14 protein-coding genes, 2 pseudogenes and 1 riboswitch are annotated in these 14464 nt (G+C 73.2%); of the genes and pseudogenes, 5 read left to right on the forward strand and 11 right to left on the reverse strand.

From position 1 onward, the window contains the following. Positions 1 to 39: 39 nt before the first annotated feature. The 9 genes from POF43_RS03735 to POF43_RS03775 form a co-directional block, all read right to left on the reverse strand. Entirely contained in the window at positions 40 to 936 is an 897-nt protein-coding gene (locus tag POF43_RS03735; protein WP_271323907.1) for a helix-turn-helix domain-containing protein, read from the reverse strand. A gap of 369 nt (positions 937 to 1305) precedes the next feature. Further along, positions 1306 to 1851 carry a hypothetical protein gene (locus tag POF43_RS03740; RefSeq protein ID WP_271323906.1) on the reverse strand — a complete coding sequence of 182 codons (546 nt, stop codon included), beginning with the start codon at positions 1849 to 1851 and terminating at the stop codon, positions 1306 to 1308. A gap of 1226 nt (positions 1852 to 3077) precedes the next feature. Further along, positions 3078 to 3431, reverse strand: a complete 354-nt coding sequence (locus POF43_RS03745; protein ID WP_271323905.1) for a VOC family protein — start codon at positions 3429 to 3431, stop codon at positions 3078 to 3080. A 327-nt stretch (positions 3432 to 3758) separates the two neighbouring features. Beyond that, complete coding sequence (locus POF43_RS03750) at positions 3759 to 4550, reverse strand: urease accessory protein UreD (RefSeq protein WP_271323904.1); 792 nt, start codon at positions 4548 to 4550, stop codon at positions 3759 to 3761. Continuing rightward, the gene (ureG, locus tag POF43_RS03755; protein ID WP_271323903.1) at positions 4547 to 5242 is read right to left on the reverse strand and encodes an urease accessory protein UreG; all 696 of its coding nucleotides are present in this window, start codon (positions 5240 to 5242) and stop codon (positions 4547 to 4549) included. Before ureG ends, POF43_RS03750 begins: the two co-directional genes overlap by 4 nt. A gap of 67 nt (positions 5243 to 5309) precedes the next feature. Continuing rightward, entirely contained in the window at positions 5310 to 6017 is a 708-nt protein-coding gene (locus tag POF43_RS03760) for an urease accessory protein UreF (protein WP_271323902.1), read from the reverse strand. Continuing rightward, positions 6017 to 7738 (reverse strand): urease subunit alpha, encoded by a 1722-nt coding sequence (locus POF43_RS03765; RefSeq protein WP_271315289.1) that lies wholly within the window; start codon positions 7736 to 7738, stop codon positions 6017 to 6019. Before POF43_RS03765 ends, POF43_RS03760 begins: the two co-directional genes overlap by 1 nt. After that, positions 7731 to 8042 carry an urease subunit beta gene (locus tag POF43_RS03770; RefSeq protein WP_271315290.1) on the reverse strand — a complete coding sequence of 104 codons (312 nt, stop codon included), beginning with the start codon at positions 8040 to 8042 and terminating at the stop codon, positions 7731 to 7733. The genes POF43_RS03765 and POF43_RS03770 overlap by 8 nt, the downstream gene beginning before the upstream one ends. A 236-nt stretch (positions 8043 to 8278) precedes the next feature. Next, positions 8279 to 8581, reverse strand: a complete 303-nt coding sequence (locus tag POF43_RS03775; protein WP_271318763.1) for an urease subunit gamma — start codon at positions 8579 to 8581, stop codon at positions 8279 to 8281. A gap of 343 nt (positions 8582 to 8924) precedes the next feature. Between POF43_RS03775 and POF43_RS03780 the strand changes: the two are divergent. The 4 genes and pseudogenes from POF43_RS03780 to POF43_RS03795 all read left to right on the forward strand — a co-directional run. Further along, positions 8925 to 9377, forward strand: a pseudogene (locus POF43_RS03780) (DoxX family protein); the annotation flags it as partial. 481 nt (positions 9378 to 9858) lie between these two features. Beyond that, a riboswitch (cyclic di-AMP (ydaO/yuaA leader) is annotated at positions 9859 to 10018 on the forward strand. 3 nt (positions 10019 to 10021) lie between these two features. After that, a complete protein-coding gene (locus POF43_RS03785) occupies positions 10022 to 10504 on the forward strand; it encodes a C40 family peptidase (protein WP_271325876.1) in 483 nt (160 codons plus the stop codon). Between the two features lie 141 nt (positions 10505 to 10645). Next, positions 10646 to 11035 (forward strand): VOC family protein, encoded by a 390-nt coding sequence (locus tag POF43_RS03790; RefSeq protein WP_271325877.1) that lies wholly within the window; start codon positions 10646 to 10648, stop codon positions 11033 to 11035. A 257-nt stretch (positions 11036 to 11292) separates the two neighbouring features. Further along, positions 11293 to 11985 (forward strand): class I SAM-dependent methyltransferase, encoded by a 693-nt coding sequence (locus POF43_RS03795; protein WP_271324848.1) that lies wholly within the window; start codon positions 11293 to 11295, stop codon positions 11983 to 11985. 289 nt (positions 11986 to 12274) lie between these two features. Here POF43_RS03795 and POF43_RS03800 read toward each other — a convergent pair whose 3' ends face one another. Both POF43_RS03800 and POF43_RS03805 read right to left on the reverse strand, forming a co-directional pair. Then, on the reverse strand, positions 12275 to 12670 hold the full coding sequence (locus POF43_RS03800; protein WP_271315163.1) for a fic family toxin-antitoxin system, toxin component: 396 nt from the start codon (positions 12668 to 12670) through the stop codon (positions 12275 to 12277). A 218-nt stretch (positions 12671 to 12888) separates the two neighbouring features. Then, positions 12889 to 13113 (reverse strand): annotated as a pseudogene (locus POF43_RS03805) (toxin-antitoxin system HicB family antitoxin); the annotation flags it as partial. A 316-nt stretch (positions 13114 to 13429) separates the two neighbouring features. Between POF43_RS03805 and POF43_RS03810 the strand changes: the two are divergent. Then, positions 13430 to 14326 (forward strand): LLM class F420-dependent oxidoreductase, encoded by an 897-nt coding sequence (locus POF43_RS03810; RefSeq protein ID WP_271315164.1) that lies wholly within the window; start codon positions 13430 to 13432, stop codon positions 14324 to 14326. Positions 14327 to 14464: the final 138 nt, after the last annotated feature.

Consider the following 14464-nt stretch of genomic DNA (forward strand, 5'->3'; position numbering starts at 1 on the left):
GGGCGGGACCGTTTCGCGTGACGACCGGCCCGGTTCGCGCTACGACCGGCCCGGTGGCAGCGGGAGTTGTTCGATGCGCCGGGCGCTCTGGCTGCCGGGTTGCGGGGTGAAGACCAGCATGTGCTGTCCGGGCGCCGAGACGATCTCGAACGTGCTGCAGTAGAGGTGGAGGTCGCCGACGACGGGGTGGCGCATCAGCTGGTCGGTCGGGAGCGGGCTCGGCCGTAGCTCGTGCTGCGCCCAGAGTGCCGCGAAGTCCGTACTGGAGGCGCCGAGTTGTGCCGCGGTGTCGGCGATCCGCGGGTCGTCGGGGAACTGCGCCGACGAGGCCCGCAGCCGGGCCACCGCTGTGCGGGCGGTGGCGTGCCATTCGCCGAAGAAGGCTCTGGCGGCGGGGTCGCGGAAGACCATGTGCAGCAGGTTCTCGGTCCTGGAGAACCCGTCGTAGAGGGCCGCAGCGACCGGGTTGAGGTCCACGATGTCGAGGCTGGGACCGATGACCATGACCGGGATGCGGAGCAGCGGGGAACCGAGCAAGGTCCGCAGATGCGTGCCGAGTTCGGAGGCCGGGACGGGCTCGGGCGCCGCCAGTCCTGCCAGCCGGAACAGGTGGCCGCTCTCGTTGTCGTTGAGGCGCAGGGCACGGGCGAGGGATTCCAGGACCTGGGTGGAGGGACGGCGTTCGCGGCCCTGTTCGAGGCGGGTGTAGTAGTCGGTGCTGATGCCGGCCAGGTCCGCGAGCTCCTCGCGGCGCAGCCCGTGGACCTGCCGCCGGCGCTGGTCCATCACGATGTTCACCGAACCGGGGTCCGTCCGCGCCCGCCGGGCCTTGAGGAAGTCACCGAGCGCGGACGACCGGGTCCCGCGCGCACCGGGTACGCCGGTCGCCGCGACGGTCGGATCCGGGCTGGGCTCAGCACGAGGGGCAAGGGCCACGGCAGCCTCCAGTGGGATCGGGTCGGAAGCGAACCGACCGTCTCTGGCGACCAGTTGGGCCCACTCGCCGGATCGACGCGGGGCTTCGCTTTCGGAAACTGAGGAACTCGGGAACTGAGGAACTCGGGAATTCAAGAACTCAGAAGCTCAGGAACATGGGGCACGGGCATGGGGCAGAGACTTGGGGCCGGTACAGGGACAAGGCGTGATCCCGGCTGCGACTGCCTCCCGGTGAGCCTCCCGGTGAGCGGCGACGGGTTCCGGGGGCGGCGGGGGCGACCACCGGGTCGGGATCGGCGGGGCGACGTAGCGGCCCGGCGGCGTGCGACCCCTGCAACGTGCGGTCCGGGGGATCAGGCGTCCGGCGGATCAGGTGTCCCGGCGAGCGCGGGCGGCGGCGGTGTAGCGGGTGGTGAAGACGGCGGGGATGACGAAACCGGCGATGTTGATGGCGAGGGCGGGGCGCGTGTCGCCGTGCAGGGCGAGCAGGAGCAGGCCGGTGATGGTGAAGGCGGCGGCCCAGACGGTGGTGACGACCGCGTTGACGCGGTAGAAGGCCGGACTGGACCAGTACTGGGCGGGCACGTCGAGTTTGGCGATGCCCAGCGTGAACGGCCGGCGCAGCAGCAGCGAGCCCCAAGCCGCGGCGGCCAGCCACAGGCAGGAGGCGCCCCTGGCGTACGCGTGCAGCGAGGAGTGCGGGTCGTGGAAAGCGACCGCGGCGACCAGCACGAAGTAGACCACCGAGCAGACCTGAATGACGGCCGAGTCCCAGCCCCGCCCGGCACGGCGCAGCGCCAGCAGCTGGTAGCCGCCCAGGACCAGTCCCGCCAGCGCACCCCAGCGCCAGTCCGTCACGGCACCGACCACCGCGTAGGCGATCCAGGGCAGGAACGGACGGATGAATGCCGACATGGGCTCTCTCCCTCGGCGAGTGCACGGCGTCACACCACCGCATGTTCCACCAATGACATGTCGAAGGTAAAACGTATCTCGTCGACATGTCAACTGAGGAAGGTGAACTCCGGTGGGTCGTGAGTCTTCGGCACGCGATGCGGGGCTCGCCGGCCTCGGGCCTCGGCCAGCGGCGATAGCGAGGCGGGCGGGAGCGGGCGCGCTGCCGGTGAGGTCCGGACGAGCGAGGGCGTGGCCGGGCGCAGCCGGTGAGGGCGAAACGGGCGAGGGCGGCGCGGGCGCACCCGGTGAGACGGGCGAGGGCGGGGCGGGCGCACCCGACGACGGGAGTACGGACACAAGGGTCGTCGGGGGCAAGACCAGCGACAGCAGGGCCGGCGCGGGCAGGACCACCGGCAGAACAGCCAACGACAGCGGGCCGGCCCGGCAACACGAGCGACCCGGTAGCCGACCGACACCCCCGCCGCCCGCGGCCACCGGAGCATCCGGGCCGCACGAGCCACCGGAGGCTCTGACGACCTCGCCCGCGGTCAGGGTCGGGGCCCGCTGGGGTGATGCGGTCGGGCGGTTCAACGGTTCAGCGGTCCGAGGGGAGGACGGGCACGGGTTCGGTGCCTGGCCGCTGGCGGGCGACTCGTCCGGCGGTGCGGCGGTCAGCGGCCGGACCGGCGACCGTGCAGTGCGTCTCGGTGTGGACTGGGCGACACCCCGTCCAACACCGCCGGAAACGCCCTCGCCGCGGCTCGGCGACATGATCGACGGCGAACCGCCTCCGCCGGGCCGGCCGGCGGCGCTCGGACTACCGCCAGCCGCACTGCCCGGTGATCGGTGATCGGTGATCGGTGAACGGTGAACGGTGATCGCGCGTTCGCCGAGGTTCTTCGGCTTGCGGGCGGAGCGCTCACGCGGCCAGGGAGCTGCTCGGCAAGTCCCCGGCAGGCATCGCCGGCATCGGCATGGGCGAAACGTGTCGGTCGGGATGCGCGGGCGCGGGCCTGATCACTGCGGACCGCCCACCTGGTCCAGGTCTCCGCAGCGCCACTGGCAGAGCCCGAACCCGCGTCGCGCCGCCCAGCGCGCCACGAGCCCGGTGGCAAGCTCGACAACGTGTTCCCGCAGCAACTCACGACAGGCGTAGCAGACTTGGCCGCCCGGACCGCAGCCGAGGTTCACATCTCGGTAACCCGATGGCCGGCCGGCACGTCACCGCCTGCGAGGAGACGCGGTCAGGCGGGCTGCCACAGCTCGACCCGGTTGCCCTCGGGATCGGTGACCCAGCCGAATCGACCGACACCGTCCATTTCCTGCGTGTCCTCAGCCACGTCCGCTCCTGCGGCGCGCAACTGCGCGAGCATCGCGTCCAGGTCGCGGACCCGGAAGTTGAGCATGGTCCGCTGGGCGCGGGCCCCGAAGTAGTCGGTCTCGGACTCGAAGGTCGCGAAGACCGTCTGTCCGGCTTCCTGACGCCACAGGCCGTTCTCGTCGGCGTCCAGGCCCAGGCAGTCGCGATACCACGCGCCCAGGGACACGGGGTCGGCGGCGCGCAGGAAGTATCCACCGATTCCAAGTACACGTTCCATGCCGCCATTTTGCCAGGCCGGCGGCCGGGCGGACCGACACCACACCACCGTCCGCTCCCCCGGCCCCGATCGCGGAGGCACGCGTCAGCGTGGGGTGGGAGGACGGTGTCGGTGCGCCGTCGGCGGGTACGGTGCCCGAGGCGGTTGAGGCCCGGTCGCGACGGCCCCTTGTGCGGGGGCCTTCGCCGCCGGCACAGGTCCGGATCGTCCAACGCGACTCGGTGAAGCGCAACCCCTGTGCCGTCAGACCGAGTTGCCGGCCGAGGCGGAGGCCGTGAACACCTCGGTACGACCGTTCCCGGTGCGGGCCGCAGTCGTCGGGGCACATCACGCCGCGCCGGGCAACGGCGGTCGGGCGCGGTCCAGCAAGTGACGCACCGTCAGACCATCGGCGGCCAGGGCGGTCACCAGGACGGCGGGGCCGGCCAGGGGCGTCACGAGGGCCACTCCGTCACCCCGGTCGGCGGACAACCGGGTCACGTTCGGCGGAGCGTCGATGAACTCCGGTGCCACGAGCAGCAGTTGGCCGACCGCGCGGCGGCCGCCGAGGACCGCGGGGCCGTCCCAGCCCGGTTCGCCCGGGCCGAGAGCCAACTCCTGTTCCAGCAGCGGCTGTCCGTCCAGGGTGGCCGTCAGACGACTCGTCAGGTGGCCGGGCGCCTCACCCGCGCGGCCCAGCACCTGGATCTCCCGCAGTACGAGCCGTGCCCCCGCCGTCAGCCGTATCCGGGTGGTGACCGCGAGGTCGCTGCCGGCCGCCGCGATCAACGGCTCGGGCTCCCAGTGCAGTTCGGCGTTCCGACCCACCGTCAGGTTCGTGTCGTACGTCGCACGTGCGCCGTCGGCTCCGGGCAGGGCGACGGTCGCGGCCGCCGAGCCGACCAGCAGCCGTGCGCCGGCGGCCACCTCGGCGTCCAGCGCCAGCCGGTCGCCACCCAGCGGAGCGCACATCGCGCCGACCACGGTGACCCGGGCCCAGCCGGGCGCCGACCGGGTGCGGCGCAGCGCCAGCGGTCCGTCGCCGGCCAGCAGGGGCAGCGCCGTGCCGCCGCGGCCGTCGGGTACCGCGGCGATCCGGGCGGCGGCCCGTACCCCGCGGACCGCCGGCGGCGCCGTCATACCGGGACCGCCGTCCAGGCGGCCAGTTGTTCGCGGACCCAGGCGGTGACCGGCGCGATGCCGTCCGGCGCGGTGAGGGAGGTGAAGGCGACCGGGAGCGTGCCGCGCTGCGCCGCGGCGTCGCGGGCCATGACGCCGAGGTCGGCGCCGACCATCGGGGCGAGGTCGGTCTTGTTGACGACCAGCAGGTCCGCGGTGCTGACGCCGGGGCCGCCCTTGCGGGGCACCTTGTCGCCGCCGGCCACGTCGATGACGAAGACCTGCGCGTCGACCAGGCCCTTGGAGAAGGTCGCGGTCAGGTTGTCGCCGCCGGATTCCACCAGCACCAGGTCGAGCGGCCCGACCGCCTCCTCCAGGTCCTCGACGGCCTCCAGGTTGGCGGAGATGTCGTCGCGGATCGCGGTGTGCGGGCAGGCCCCGGTCTCGACCGCCGTGATGCGCTCCGCCGGCAGGACCGCGTTGCGCAGCAGGAACTCGGCGTCCTCGCGGGTGTAGATGTCGTTGGTGACCACCGCGATCGACAGTTCCCCGCGCAGCGCGCGGCACAGGGCGGCGACGGTGGCGGTCTTCCCTGATCCGACCGGGCCGCCCAGCCCGATGCGCAGCGCCCGCCGCCTCCCGTCCGGCCGCGTCCTCAACGGCGCGCTGTAGGTGTGCCGCTGGGGGAATCCTTCGGCGTGGTCCAGGTGCATGTCCGCCTCCAGGGGGTCTACGTGAACGGGTGGGCCGCGTACGACTTGTGACGTGATGTCAGGTGCTTCATGACGCGAACAGGCGTACCGGCCAGGCGGCGTGGTCCTCGGCGAACAGGTCGAGCAGCGGGGCGGAGGCGGCGGGCAGCGCGCTGGTGCCCCCGGTGCGCGCGGCGAGGGCGTGTTCCTCGGCGCGCCGGGCGACGCGGTCGGTCTGCGGTGCCAGGCGGGCCAGCACGGCGGTGGCGTGGAACGGGTCGAGGCTCAGCAGCCGCACCACCGCGGTCGCCGGACCGCTGACCGACTCGTGGGCGGCCGCGTGGGCGGCGTCCAGCGGGTCGAGTCCGGCCGCCGCGGCGGTCAGTCCCAGGACGACGCTGTGGTGCGCGCCGCGCGGCCGGGACGCGGCCAGTTCCTCCAGCGCCGGGGACGGCCAGACGGCCCGGGCGGCCCGGGTCAGCTGGCGGCCGAGCCGGCGGGAGGTGGCGCGCAGCGCCGGTGAGGGGGTGCGCGCGTCGGCCGCGTCGTCCAGCGCCCGGGGGTCCACGCCGGCCGCCGCGGCCGCCGCCAGCGCCGCGGCGACCAGTCCGGTGGTGGCGAGCCGGCCCCGGCAGAACTCCTCCAGGTCGGCGGCGCCGGTGATCCGGCCGGCCTTCACCGCGGCCTCCGCGCCGCCGGAGTGGGCGTGCCCGCCGGCCGGGAACCGTCCGTCGGCCAGGACGAGCAGTGCGGCGCGGGCCGGGTGCCGCCGCTCCCCGTGCGTGGCGGCCGTCATCAGAACAGGAAGTAGCGCTGGGCCATGGGCAGTTCGGCGGCGGGGGCGGGTTCGACCGCCTCGCCGTCGATGCGCACGGTGAAGGTGTCCGGGTCGACCTCGACCCGGGGCATGGCGTCGTTGCCCCGCATGTCGGACTTGGTGACCCGCCGGGTGTCGCGGATGGCGGTGAACGCCTTGGCCACGCCCAGTCGTTCGGGCAGCCCGTCCTCGAGTGCGGTACCGGTGACGAAGTTGACGGAGTTGGCGGCGGGGGCACGGCCGGTGGCGCCGAACATCGGCCGGGGCAGCACGGGTTGGGGCGTCGGGATGGAGGCGTTGGCGTCGCCCATCTGCGCGTAGGCGATCTGCCCGCCCTTGATGACGAGTTGCGGCTTGACGCCGAAGAACGCCGGGTCCCACAGCACGAGGTCGGCGAGCTTTCCCTCCTCGACGGAACCGATCTCGCCGTCGAGTCCCTGGGCGACGGCCGGATTGATGGTGTACTTCGCCACGTAGCGGCGGGCCCGGTGGTTGTCGGCGGGGCCGTCCCCGGGCAGCGCGCCGCGGCGCCGTTTCATCACGTGCGCGGTCTGCCAGGTGCGCAGGACGACCTCCCCGACGCGGCCCATGGCCTGCGAGTCGGAGGAGATGATCGAGATGGCACCGAGGTCGTGCAGGACGTCCTCGGCGGCGATGGTCGAGGGCCTGATGCGGGACTCGGCGAACGCCAGGTCCTCGGGCACCGTGGGGTTGAGGTGGTGGCAGACCATCAGCATGTCGAGGTGTTCGTCGACGGTGTTGACGGTGTGCGGGCGGGTCGGATTGGTCGACGAGGGAAGGACGTTGGGGCGGGAGACGACCGTGATGATGTCCGGCGCGTGCCCACCGCCGGCACCCTCGGTGTGGTAGGCGTGGATGCCCCGGCCGGCGATCGCGGCGAGGGTGTCCTCCACGAAGCCCGCTTCGTTCAACGTGTCGGTGTGGATGGCGAGTTGGGCACCGGTCGTCTCGCACACCGACAGGCAGGCGTCGATGGCGGCCGGTGTCGCCCCCCAGTCCTCGTGGATCTTGAACCCGACGGCTCCGGCACGCAGTTGGTCGTGCATCGACTCGGTGCTGACGGTGTTGCCCTTGCCGAGGAAGCCGACGTTGACCGGGTAGGAGTCCATCGCCGCGAACATCCGGGCCAGGTGCCAGGCGCCCGGGGTGATGGTGGTCGCCTTGCTGCCCTCGGCCGGGCCGGTGCCGCCGCCGATCATGGTGGTCACGCCGGAGGCCAGCGCCTCGTCGGCCAACTGCGGGCAGATGAAGTGCACATGGGCGTCAATGGCGCCGGCGGTGAGGATCTTGCCGTTGCCCGCGATGATCTCGGTCTCCGGGCCGATGACCAGGCGGGGGTGCACGCCGTTCATGGTGTCGGGGTTGCCGGCCTTGCCGAGGGCGGTGATCCTTCCGTCGCGGATGCCGACGTCCGCCTTCACCACGCCCCAGTGGTCCAGGACGATCGCGCCGGTGATCACCGTGTCGGGCGCGCCCTGGGCCCGGGTGAGCCGGGACTGGCCCATGGACTCGCGGATCACCTTGCCGCCGCCGAAGACCGCCTCGTCGCCGGCCCGGCCGGGACCGCCGGACAGGTCGCGTTCGATCTCCACGAACAGGTCGGTGTCGGCGAGCCGCACCCGGTCGCCGGCGGTCGGCCCGAACAGGTCGGCGTACAGGGCCCGGTCGAGTTCAGTCATCGAGGGCTCCGGCGGTCTCGCCGCGCAGCCCCGGCACGATCCGGGCACCGCCGATCGGCACGAGGTCGACCTCGACCGGGATGCCCGGCTCGAAGCGCACCGCGGTGCCGGCCGCGATGGACAGCCGCCGGCCGCGCGCGGCCGCCCGGTCGAAGCGCAGACCGGGGTTGGCCTCGGCGAAGTGGTAATGGGAGCCGACCTGCACCGGCCGGTCGGCCTCGTTGAGCACGGTCAGCCGGGTCACCGGCAGCCCCTCGTTGAGGACGACGGGCGCGGCTGCGGTGACGATCTCTCCGGGGATCACGGGGCCTCCGGGGCGGGGACGGTGAGCGGACCGGGCGCCGTTCGCGCGCGACCGGCGGTGGGTGCGGGCGACCGGTGATGGTCCGTGCGGGCGGCGGTGGGTGCGGGTGGCCAACGGTGGTCGCGTGCGGGCGGTCGTGGCTGCGGGCGGCCAGCGGTGGCTGCGGGCGGGCGGCGGTCGGTGCGGCGAGCGGCGGCGATCGCGGGCGGCTGGTTCAGCCGATGGGGACGGTCGGTTCAGACGATGGGGGCGTGGACGGTGACGAGTTTGGTGCCGTCCGGGAAGGTGGCCTCCACCTGGACGTCGGACAGCATCTCCGGGATGCCGGACATCACGTCGTCGCGGGTCAGCACCGTGCGGCCGGAGATCATCAGTTCGGCGACGGTACGGCCGTCCCGGGCGCCTTCCAGGATGTGCGAGGTGATGAGGGCGACCGCCTCCGGGTGGTTGAGCTTCAGACCGCGCGCCCGCCGCCGTTCGGCGACGTCCGCGGCGACGTGGATCATCAGCCGTTCCTGCTCGTGCGGGGTCAGACGCACACGTATCACCTCACTGGCTCCGGTCGGCGGACCACTCGACGCCAGACTTTTACCGACTGGTTTCACCCGCGCCTCGGGCGCGTTTCCGGTCTGTTAACCATCCGCGTACAGAACATCCCGACGAGCCGCTTTTCCGACGATCGCTTTGGATCCGCAGACCAGGGACGCCCCGAGGGCGATCGAATGCGACACGGCGACACGGCGACTCCCGGGTAACTTCCGCCGCTTTTCCGGCCATCACACCAACCGCCACTCCAAGGGCGCATGCAAGTAAGGTTAGCCTTGCCTTAGTATCGAGGCGTTCGCACGCTCCCCGTTCACCGGGCCCCTGCCGGAGGTATCCATGTCCACCCCCGTTCCCGCCCTGACCCGTTCACGGATCGACGCGGCACCGCCGTACGTCCTCGCGCTCTTCCGGATCGTCACCGGTCTGCTGTTCGCCTGTCACGGCGCGGCGGGCCTGTTCGGCCTGTTCGGCGGCACGCCCGGCGGCGGTCCGGCGACGGGGGCGTGGCCCGGCTGGTGGGCGGCCGCCATCCAGTTCGCCGGCGGCCTGCTCGTCCTGCTCGGGCTCGGCACCCGCGTCGCGGCGCTGATCTGCTCGGGATCGATGGCCTACGCGTACTTCACCGTGCACGCCGGCCACTCGCTGCTGCCGATCCAGAACGGCGGCGAGCCATCGGTGCTGTTCTGCTGGAGCTTCCTGCTGATAGCCGCTTTCGGCGCCGGCACCTGGTCGTTGTCCGGCCTGACCAGCCGCCGTACGAACGCCCCCGCCCGCCCCGGCACCCGCGCCGCGCTCCCCCACGTTCCGCTGGCCGCACCGGGTTCGGCGGGTTCACCAGTTCCGGCGGTTGCGCACACCGCACCGGCTCCGGGGGTTCCGGCGGGCTCGCCGACCGCACCGGCTCCGGGGGTTCCGGCGGGCTCGAAGACCGCACCGGCCGCCGTGGGTGCACCGGCCGCACCGGTCCCGGCGGGTCCGCCGACACCGGCCGACGCGGGCGAGGGCGTCGCCGACTGAGGCACCGCGGCGGGGCGGGTCCCGGGACGCCCGCCCCGCCGGGGCCCTCACTCCGGCGGCCGTCGGCTCTCAGGGTGAACGCGTTACGTCCGCGCACCGCTCCCACCGGCGGCTTTACCCGAACACCCGATCACTCTCCAGCGTTTCGCGGTCGAAATGCCGCCGGGGGGTGCGCGAAGATCCGGGAACCACAAGCCCCCGCCGGCACGGCGGGGCGCTCCGGGCGAACGCCGAGTCCTGCCGCGCCCGGGGTGCCAGGTCGAGGCCATAGCGGGCAGGAGCGGAGGACCCGAGCTTCACGGGGTCAGCCGGAACACGGAAGGCCCCTCGGGGTGAAGCCGCACCAGCGGCCGGGCAACTTCGCCTGCCCGAACCCGACAGGCACTCCTTCGTAGGCGGTCGACGAAGGAGTGCGCATGCCCGCGCCCATATCCACCTCACAGCGGTCGCCCCGGCAGCTTCGCCGTGCCGGGACCACCGCCTTCCTGACCGCCGCGCTCGCCGGAAGCCTGCTCGCCCCGGGGCTCGCACCACCCGCCGACGCCGCAGCGGTGGCCGCCCGGGCCCTGCACGTCGCCGCCGCGCAAAGCGGCGCGCCGTACCAGTGGGGCGCCTCGGGTCCGTACCGGTTCGACTGCTCCGGGCTGACGTTCTACGCCTTCCGGGCGGCCGGCCGGCGGCTGCCCAGGACCGCCGCCGCCCAGTACGCCCGCAGCCGGCACATCTCCGCGGCCTCCCGCACCCCCGGCGACCTGGTCTTCTTCCACACCGGCCGCTACGTGTACCACGTGGGCTTCTACGCCGGCCACAACAAGATCTGGCACGCCCCGCACACCGGCGCCCGGGTCCGCCTCGAACGGATCTGGACGCACGCGGTCTGGTACGGCCGCATCGCCTGACCACGGGAGCGGCCCAGTCGTGGCGCGGGTCGGTCGCGCGGCGGGCGGTGTCGCGGCGGGGCCATCGCGCGCGGGGCCATCGCGCGGCCGGGTGCGCGTATTGCCCGGGCGTGCCGCGCGCCGCTTCGTTAGCGTGCCGTCATGACCTTCCTCAACCCGGTGCGGAACATCACCTTCGACGCCCATGACCCCTACGCGGTGGCCCGGTTCTGGGCGGCGCTGACCGGCTACGCGCTCGGCGACGCCGCCCCCGGGGACGAGGAGGTGCAGCTCGACCCGGCCCAACAGGGAGCGCCGGGGCTGCTGTTCCTGCGGGTGCCGGACGACAAGAAGGTCAAGAACCGCGTCCACCTCGACATCCAGCCGCCCTCCGGCACCCGCGACGCCGAGGTAGAACGCCTGCGGGCCCTCGGAGCGACCGTGCTGGACGACCTGCGCACCCCCGACGGCCTGGGATGGGTCGTCATGGCCGACATCGAGGGCAACGAATTCTGCGTCGAACGCAGCGCGGTCGAACGCGGCCTGGCCTGACGGGAGCCGGTCCGCAGGAAGTCGGCCCGCCGGAGGTACCCGCCGCGCGCCCCCGGCACCCTCGCCCCGCACTTCCGGCACCCTCGCGCCCGGCACCCCCGGCACCCCGCGCCCGCCGTCCCCACGCCTACCGTCCCCGGTCGCCGGAGCCCGCGAACCCGGCGCCGCGGCCCGCGTACCCACGGCACGAATGCGGTTGCCCGCGGGTTCGGTGTGATCCACCATGACCACGCCGAACGCACGAAGGAGAACCAGCCGTGGACCTGCCCGACTTCCGCCCCGCGCCCAACCAGGGCGGGGACCCGGGGCTGTACGAGATCGAGAACCGGGCGCTCGATCCGCGCGGGCTGGTCCTCGACGCGATGCGCCGGGCCGCGCCGTGGGCCGGCCGCACCCTGCTCGATCTGGGGTGCGGCAGCGGTTTCTGGCTGCCCGGTTACGCCGCCGAGGCGTCCGAAACGATCGGCGTGGAACCCGATCCGCGCCTGGTCCCGCTGGCGGCGGCCCGCGACCCACGGGCCCGAGTGCTCGCCGGTTCCGCCGAGCACCTGCCGCTGCCGGACGCCTCGGTCGACGTCGTCCACGCCCGGTTCGCGTACTTCTTCGGGGCCGGCGCGGAGGCCGGCCTGGCGGAGGTCACGCGAGTACTGCGGCCGGGCGGCGCGCTGGTGGTCGTCGACAACGACTGGCGTGCCGGGGAGTTCGCCGACCTGCTCAACGCCCTCCCCCACGCCACGGCCCACGAACACGGCCGCCACACCGACACCTGGTGGGCCGAACGGGGTGCCGAACGCACCGAGGTCATGAGCGACTGGCGCTTCGACTCCCGCACCGACTTCGAGTCCGTCCTGCGCCTGGAGTTCCCCGGTCACGCCGACACCTGGCTCACCGCCCACCCGGACGCCCTCGGCCTGACGTACGGGTATCTGCTGTTCACGGTACGTCGGTAGGCGTTGCTGGGGGGCGGGTGATCCGGTGGTGACGTTCCCCGCGAGCGGGTGAAGGGGGTGCGGTGGTTGACGTCCCCCCGAGCGACGGGTGAATGCGGTGCGGTGGTTGACGTTCCGGGAGAGGCGGGTGGACCCGGTGCGGTGGTCGACGCTCCCCGGCAGGCGAGTGAAACCCGGTGCGATGGTCGACGTCCCTCCGGGGGGAGGAACCCGGTGCGGTGGTTGACGTCCCCGGTACGGCCCGGCGCATCGTGGCCTGCGCGCGCGACGCGGTGGCCCGCGTTCGCGGTCAGACCTGCGGCGGTGTGTCGAGGCCGTCGGTCCAGCCGCGCAGTTCGTCGGCGATGCGGTCCAGATCGGCGGTGCCGTCGCTGACGAGGCGGGCCAGGTCGCGGACCCGCTCCGGCGAGGTGACCACCTTCAGGCCGGCGGCCACCAGGTACGCGTAGGCCACCGCTGAGGCGAACAGCGCGTTGGACCGCTCCAACGCCGGTACGTGAAGCAGCAGTTGCAGTAAGGACGCGGCGCGCTGCTGGGGGTCGGGGTAGATCTCGGTGCCGAATATCTCGGCCTCGTGCCGGGCGACGGCGGCCACCAGCGCACCCCAGTCGGTCACCTGGGGGTCTCCGGGCGTGCTGTTCTCGGCGACCATCAACAACCAGGCGAGATCGATACGAAGGGTCACGCCGCGGTACCGGTCCCCTTCGCGGTGCCGCGGGCACGCCGTCCGGAGTCGGGACGCCGGGCGCCGGCCCGCGCACCGGTGCCGGCCGCCGGGGAGGAACGGGCGTTGTCCGCGGCGTCGCCGGTGCTCACGGCATCGGAACGGTCGGCGTGCGACCTCGGCGTGCCCGCCGCCGTCCGCGCCGCTCCGGCTCCGTTCCGCGCTGCGGCGGCAGCCGTGCGGTTGCCCTCGCGCTCCCGGCCGAACTCCTCGGCGAAAACGGATTCGTAGCGCTTCATGAAGTCGGCCGCGGCCTCGACGAACGTGCGGCCGTTCTCGCCCTGGTCCTCGCGGACGAGTTCCTCGATGTAGCGGTTCACACTGATCCCGCGCTCGGACGCCCGCAGCCTGGCGGCGTCGGCGGTCTCTTCCTCGACACGCACGTTCAACTGTGTCTTCGCCATGCCACCACGCTAGCGCCGAGGCGCTAGCAGCAGCAAGCACAGCGGACGCCCGCCTCCACCGCGTGGCGTGCTCCGACACCGCCGGTGGCACCGTCCGGTCCATGTCCCCGCCCCCGATCCGCCGTTCCGCTTCCGCCCGCGCACCCGGGCGCACGGACTTCCCACGACGCCCCTGCGGCGTCGCAACCGGTGACATCCTGTTTACCGCAAGCCACTGACAATCGCCGGTGGCTCGATGCCGCATGCCCGGTCCGCGGTGTGCGGAGCCGGCGCCCGGGCCCGCGGGCGGGCGCCGCGAGACGAGGAGGCGCCCAGCGTGGTGGACCGTTTCAGGTTCGGAGTCAATTTCCTGGAGGCGGCGTCCGGGGGTCAGTGGGCCGACAAATGTCGGCACGCCGAAGCCCTCGGCTACGACGTGTTACTCGTGCCCGACCATCTCGGCTGGCCGGCGCCGTTCCCGTCGCTGGTCGCGGCCGCGCAGGCGACGACCAGGCCGCGGGTCGGCACCTTCGTGCTGAACGTCGGCTTCTGGAACCCGGTGCTGCTGGCCCGTGACATCGCCACGACGGACCTCCTCACCGGCGGCCGGCTCGAAGTCGGCCTCGGCACCGGATACGTACGCGCCGAGTTCGACGACGCGCGGATTCCGTTCGGCACCCCCGGCGGCCGGGTCGACCACCTGGAACACACCGTCCGGGAACTGGACCGGCTGCTCACCGACCCCTCGCACAGCCCGCGCCCCGAGCAGCGCCCGCGACCCCAACTGCTGCTCGGCGGCAACGGCAACCGCATGCTGCGCCTGTCGGCCCGCCACGCCGACATCGCCGCGTTCACCGGTGCCGAGCAGGCCGCCGGCGCGCCGGACGGCACCCTGCGCCTGCTCGACGCCGACCAGCTGGACGAACGGGTCGCCAAGCACCGCGAGTACACCCGCGCGCAGGGCACCGATCCGGAACTCAACATCCTCGTGCAGCACGTGCTGATCACCGACGACCGCGCGGCCGCCGCCCCCGCCCTCCAGCCGTACGCCCCGCACCTGAGCGCCGAGCAGTGCTCCCGCGTCCCGACGCTGCTGTGCGGCACCGTCGAACAGATCGCCGACCAGTTGCGCGCCCACCGCGAGCGTTACGGATTCTCCTACGTCACGGTGCTGGAACCGGCCATGGAGCCGATGGCGCTGGTCATCGCGGAACTGCGCCGCAGCGAACCCTGACGTACGGCGGCAACACATCCTCCCTGCGCGGGCCGACCGTTACCCCTGCGGACGACGGCCCGACGTGCGAGATCCGGCACAGTACCGTGCGGCATCCGGCTCAATACGTCACGAAACCGGATCAGTACGGTGCGGCCC

This window comes from Streptantibioticus silvisoli (genome assembly GCF_027947535.2).
Lineage (GTDB): Bacteria > Actinomycetota > Actinomycetes > Streptomycetales > Streptomycetaceae > Streptantibioticus_C > Streptantibioticus_C silvisoli.

Excerpts from the sequence above, each read along its gene's own strand:
- POF43_RS03740 (WP_271323906.1), bottom strand. The coding sequence starts at position 1,851 with ATGTCGGCATTCATCCGTCCGTTCCTGCCCTGGATCGCCTACGCGGTG.
- POF43_RS03745 (WP_271323905.1), bottom strand. The coding sequence starts at position 3,431 with ATGGAACGTGTACTTGGAATCGGTGGATACTTCCTGCGCGCCGCCGAC.
- POF43_RS03750 (WP_271323904.1), bottom strand. The coding sequence starts at position 4,550 with ATGACGGCGCCGCCGGCGGTCCGCGGGGTACGGGCCGCCGCCCGGATC.
- ureG (WP_271323903.1), bottom strand. The coding sequence starts at position 5,242 with ATGCACCTGGACCACGCCGAAGGATTCCCCCAGCGGCACACCTACAGC.
- POF43_RS03760 (WP_271323902.1), bottom strand. The coding sequence starts at position 6,017 with ATGACGGCCGCCACGCACGGGGAGCGGCGGCACCCGGCCCGCGCCGCA.
- POF43_RS03765 (WP_271315289.1), bottom strand. The coding sequence starts at position 7,738 with ATGACTGAACTCGACCGGGCCCTGTACGCCGACCTGTTCGGGCCGACC.
- POF43_RS03785 (WP_271325876.1), top strand. The coding sequence starts at position 10,022 with ATGCCCGCGCCCATATCCACCTCACAGCGGTCGCCCCGGCAGCTTCGC.
- POF43_RS03790 (WP_271325877.1), top strand. The coding sequence starts at position 10,646 with ATGACCTTCCTCAACCCGGTGCGGAACATCACCTTCGACGCCCATGAC.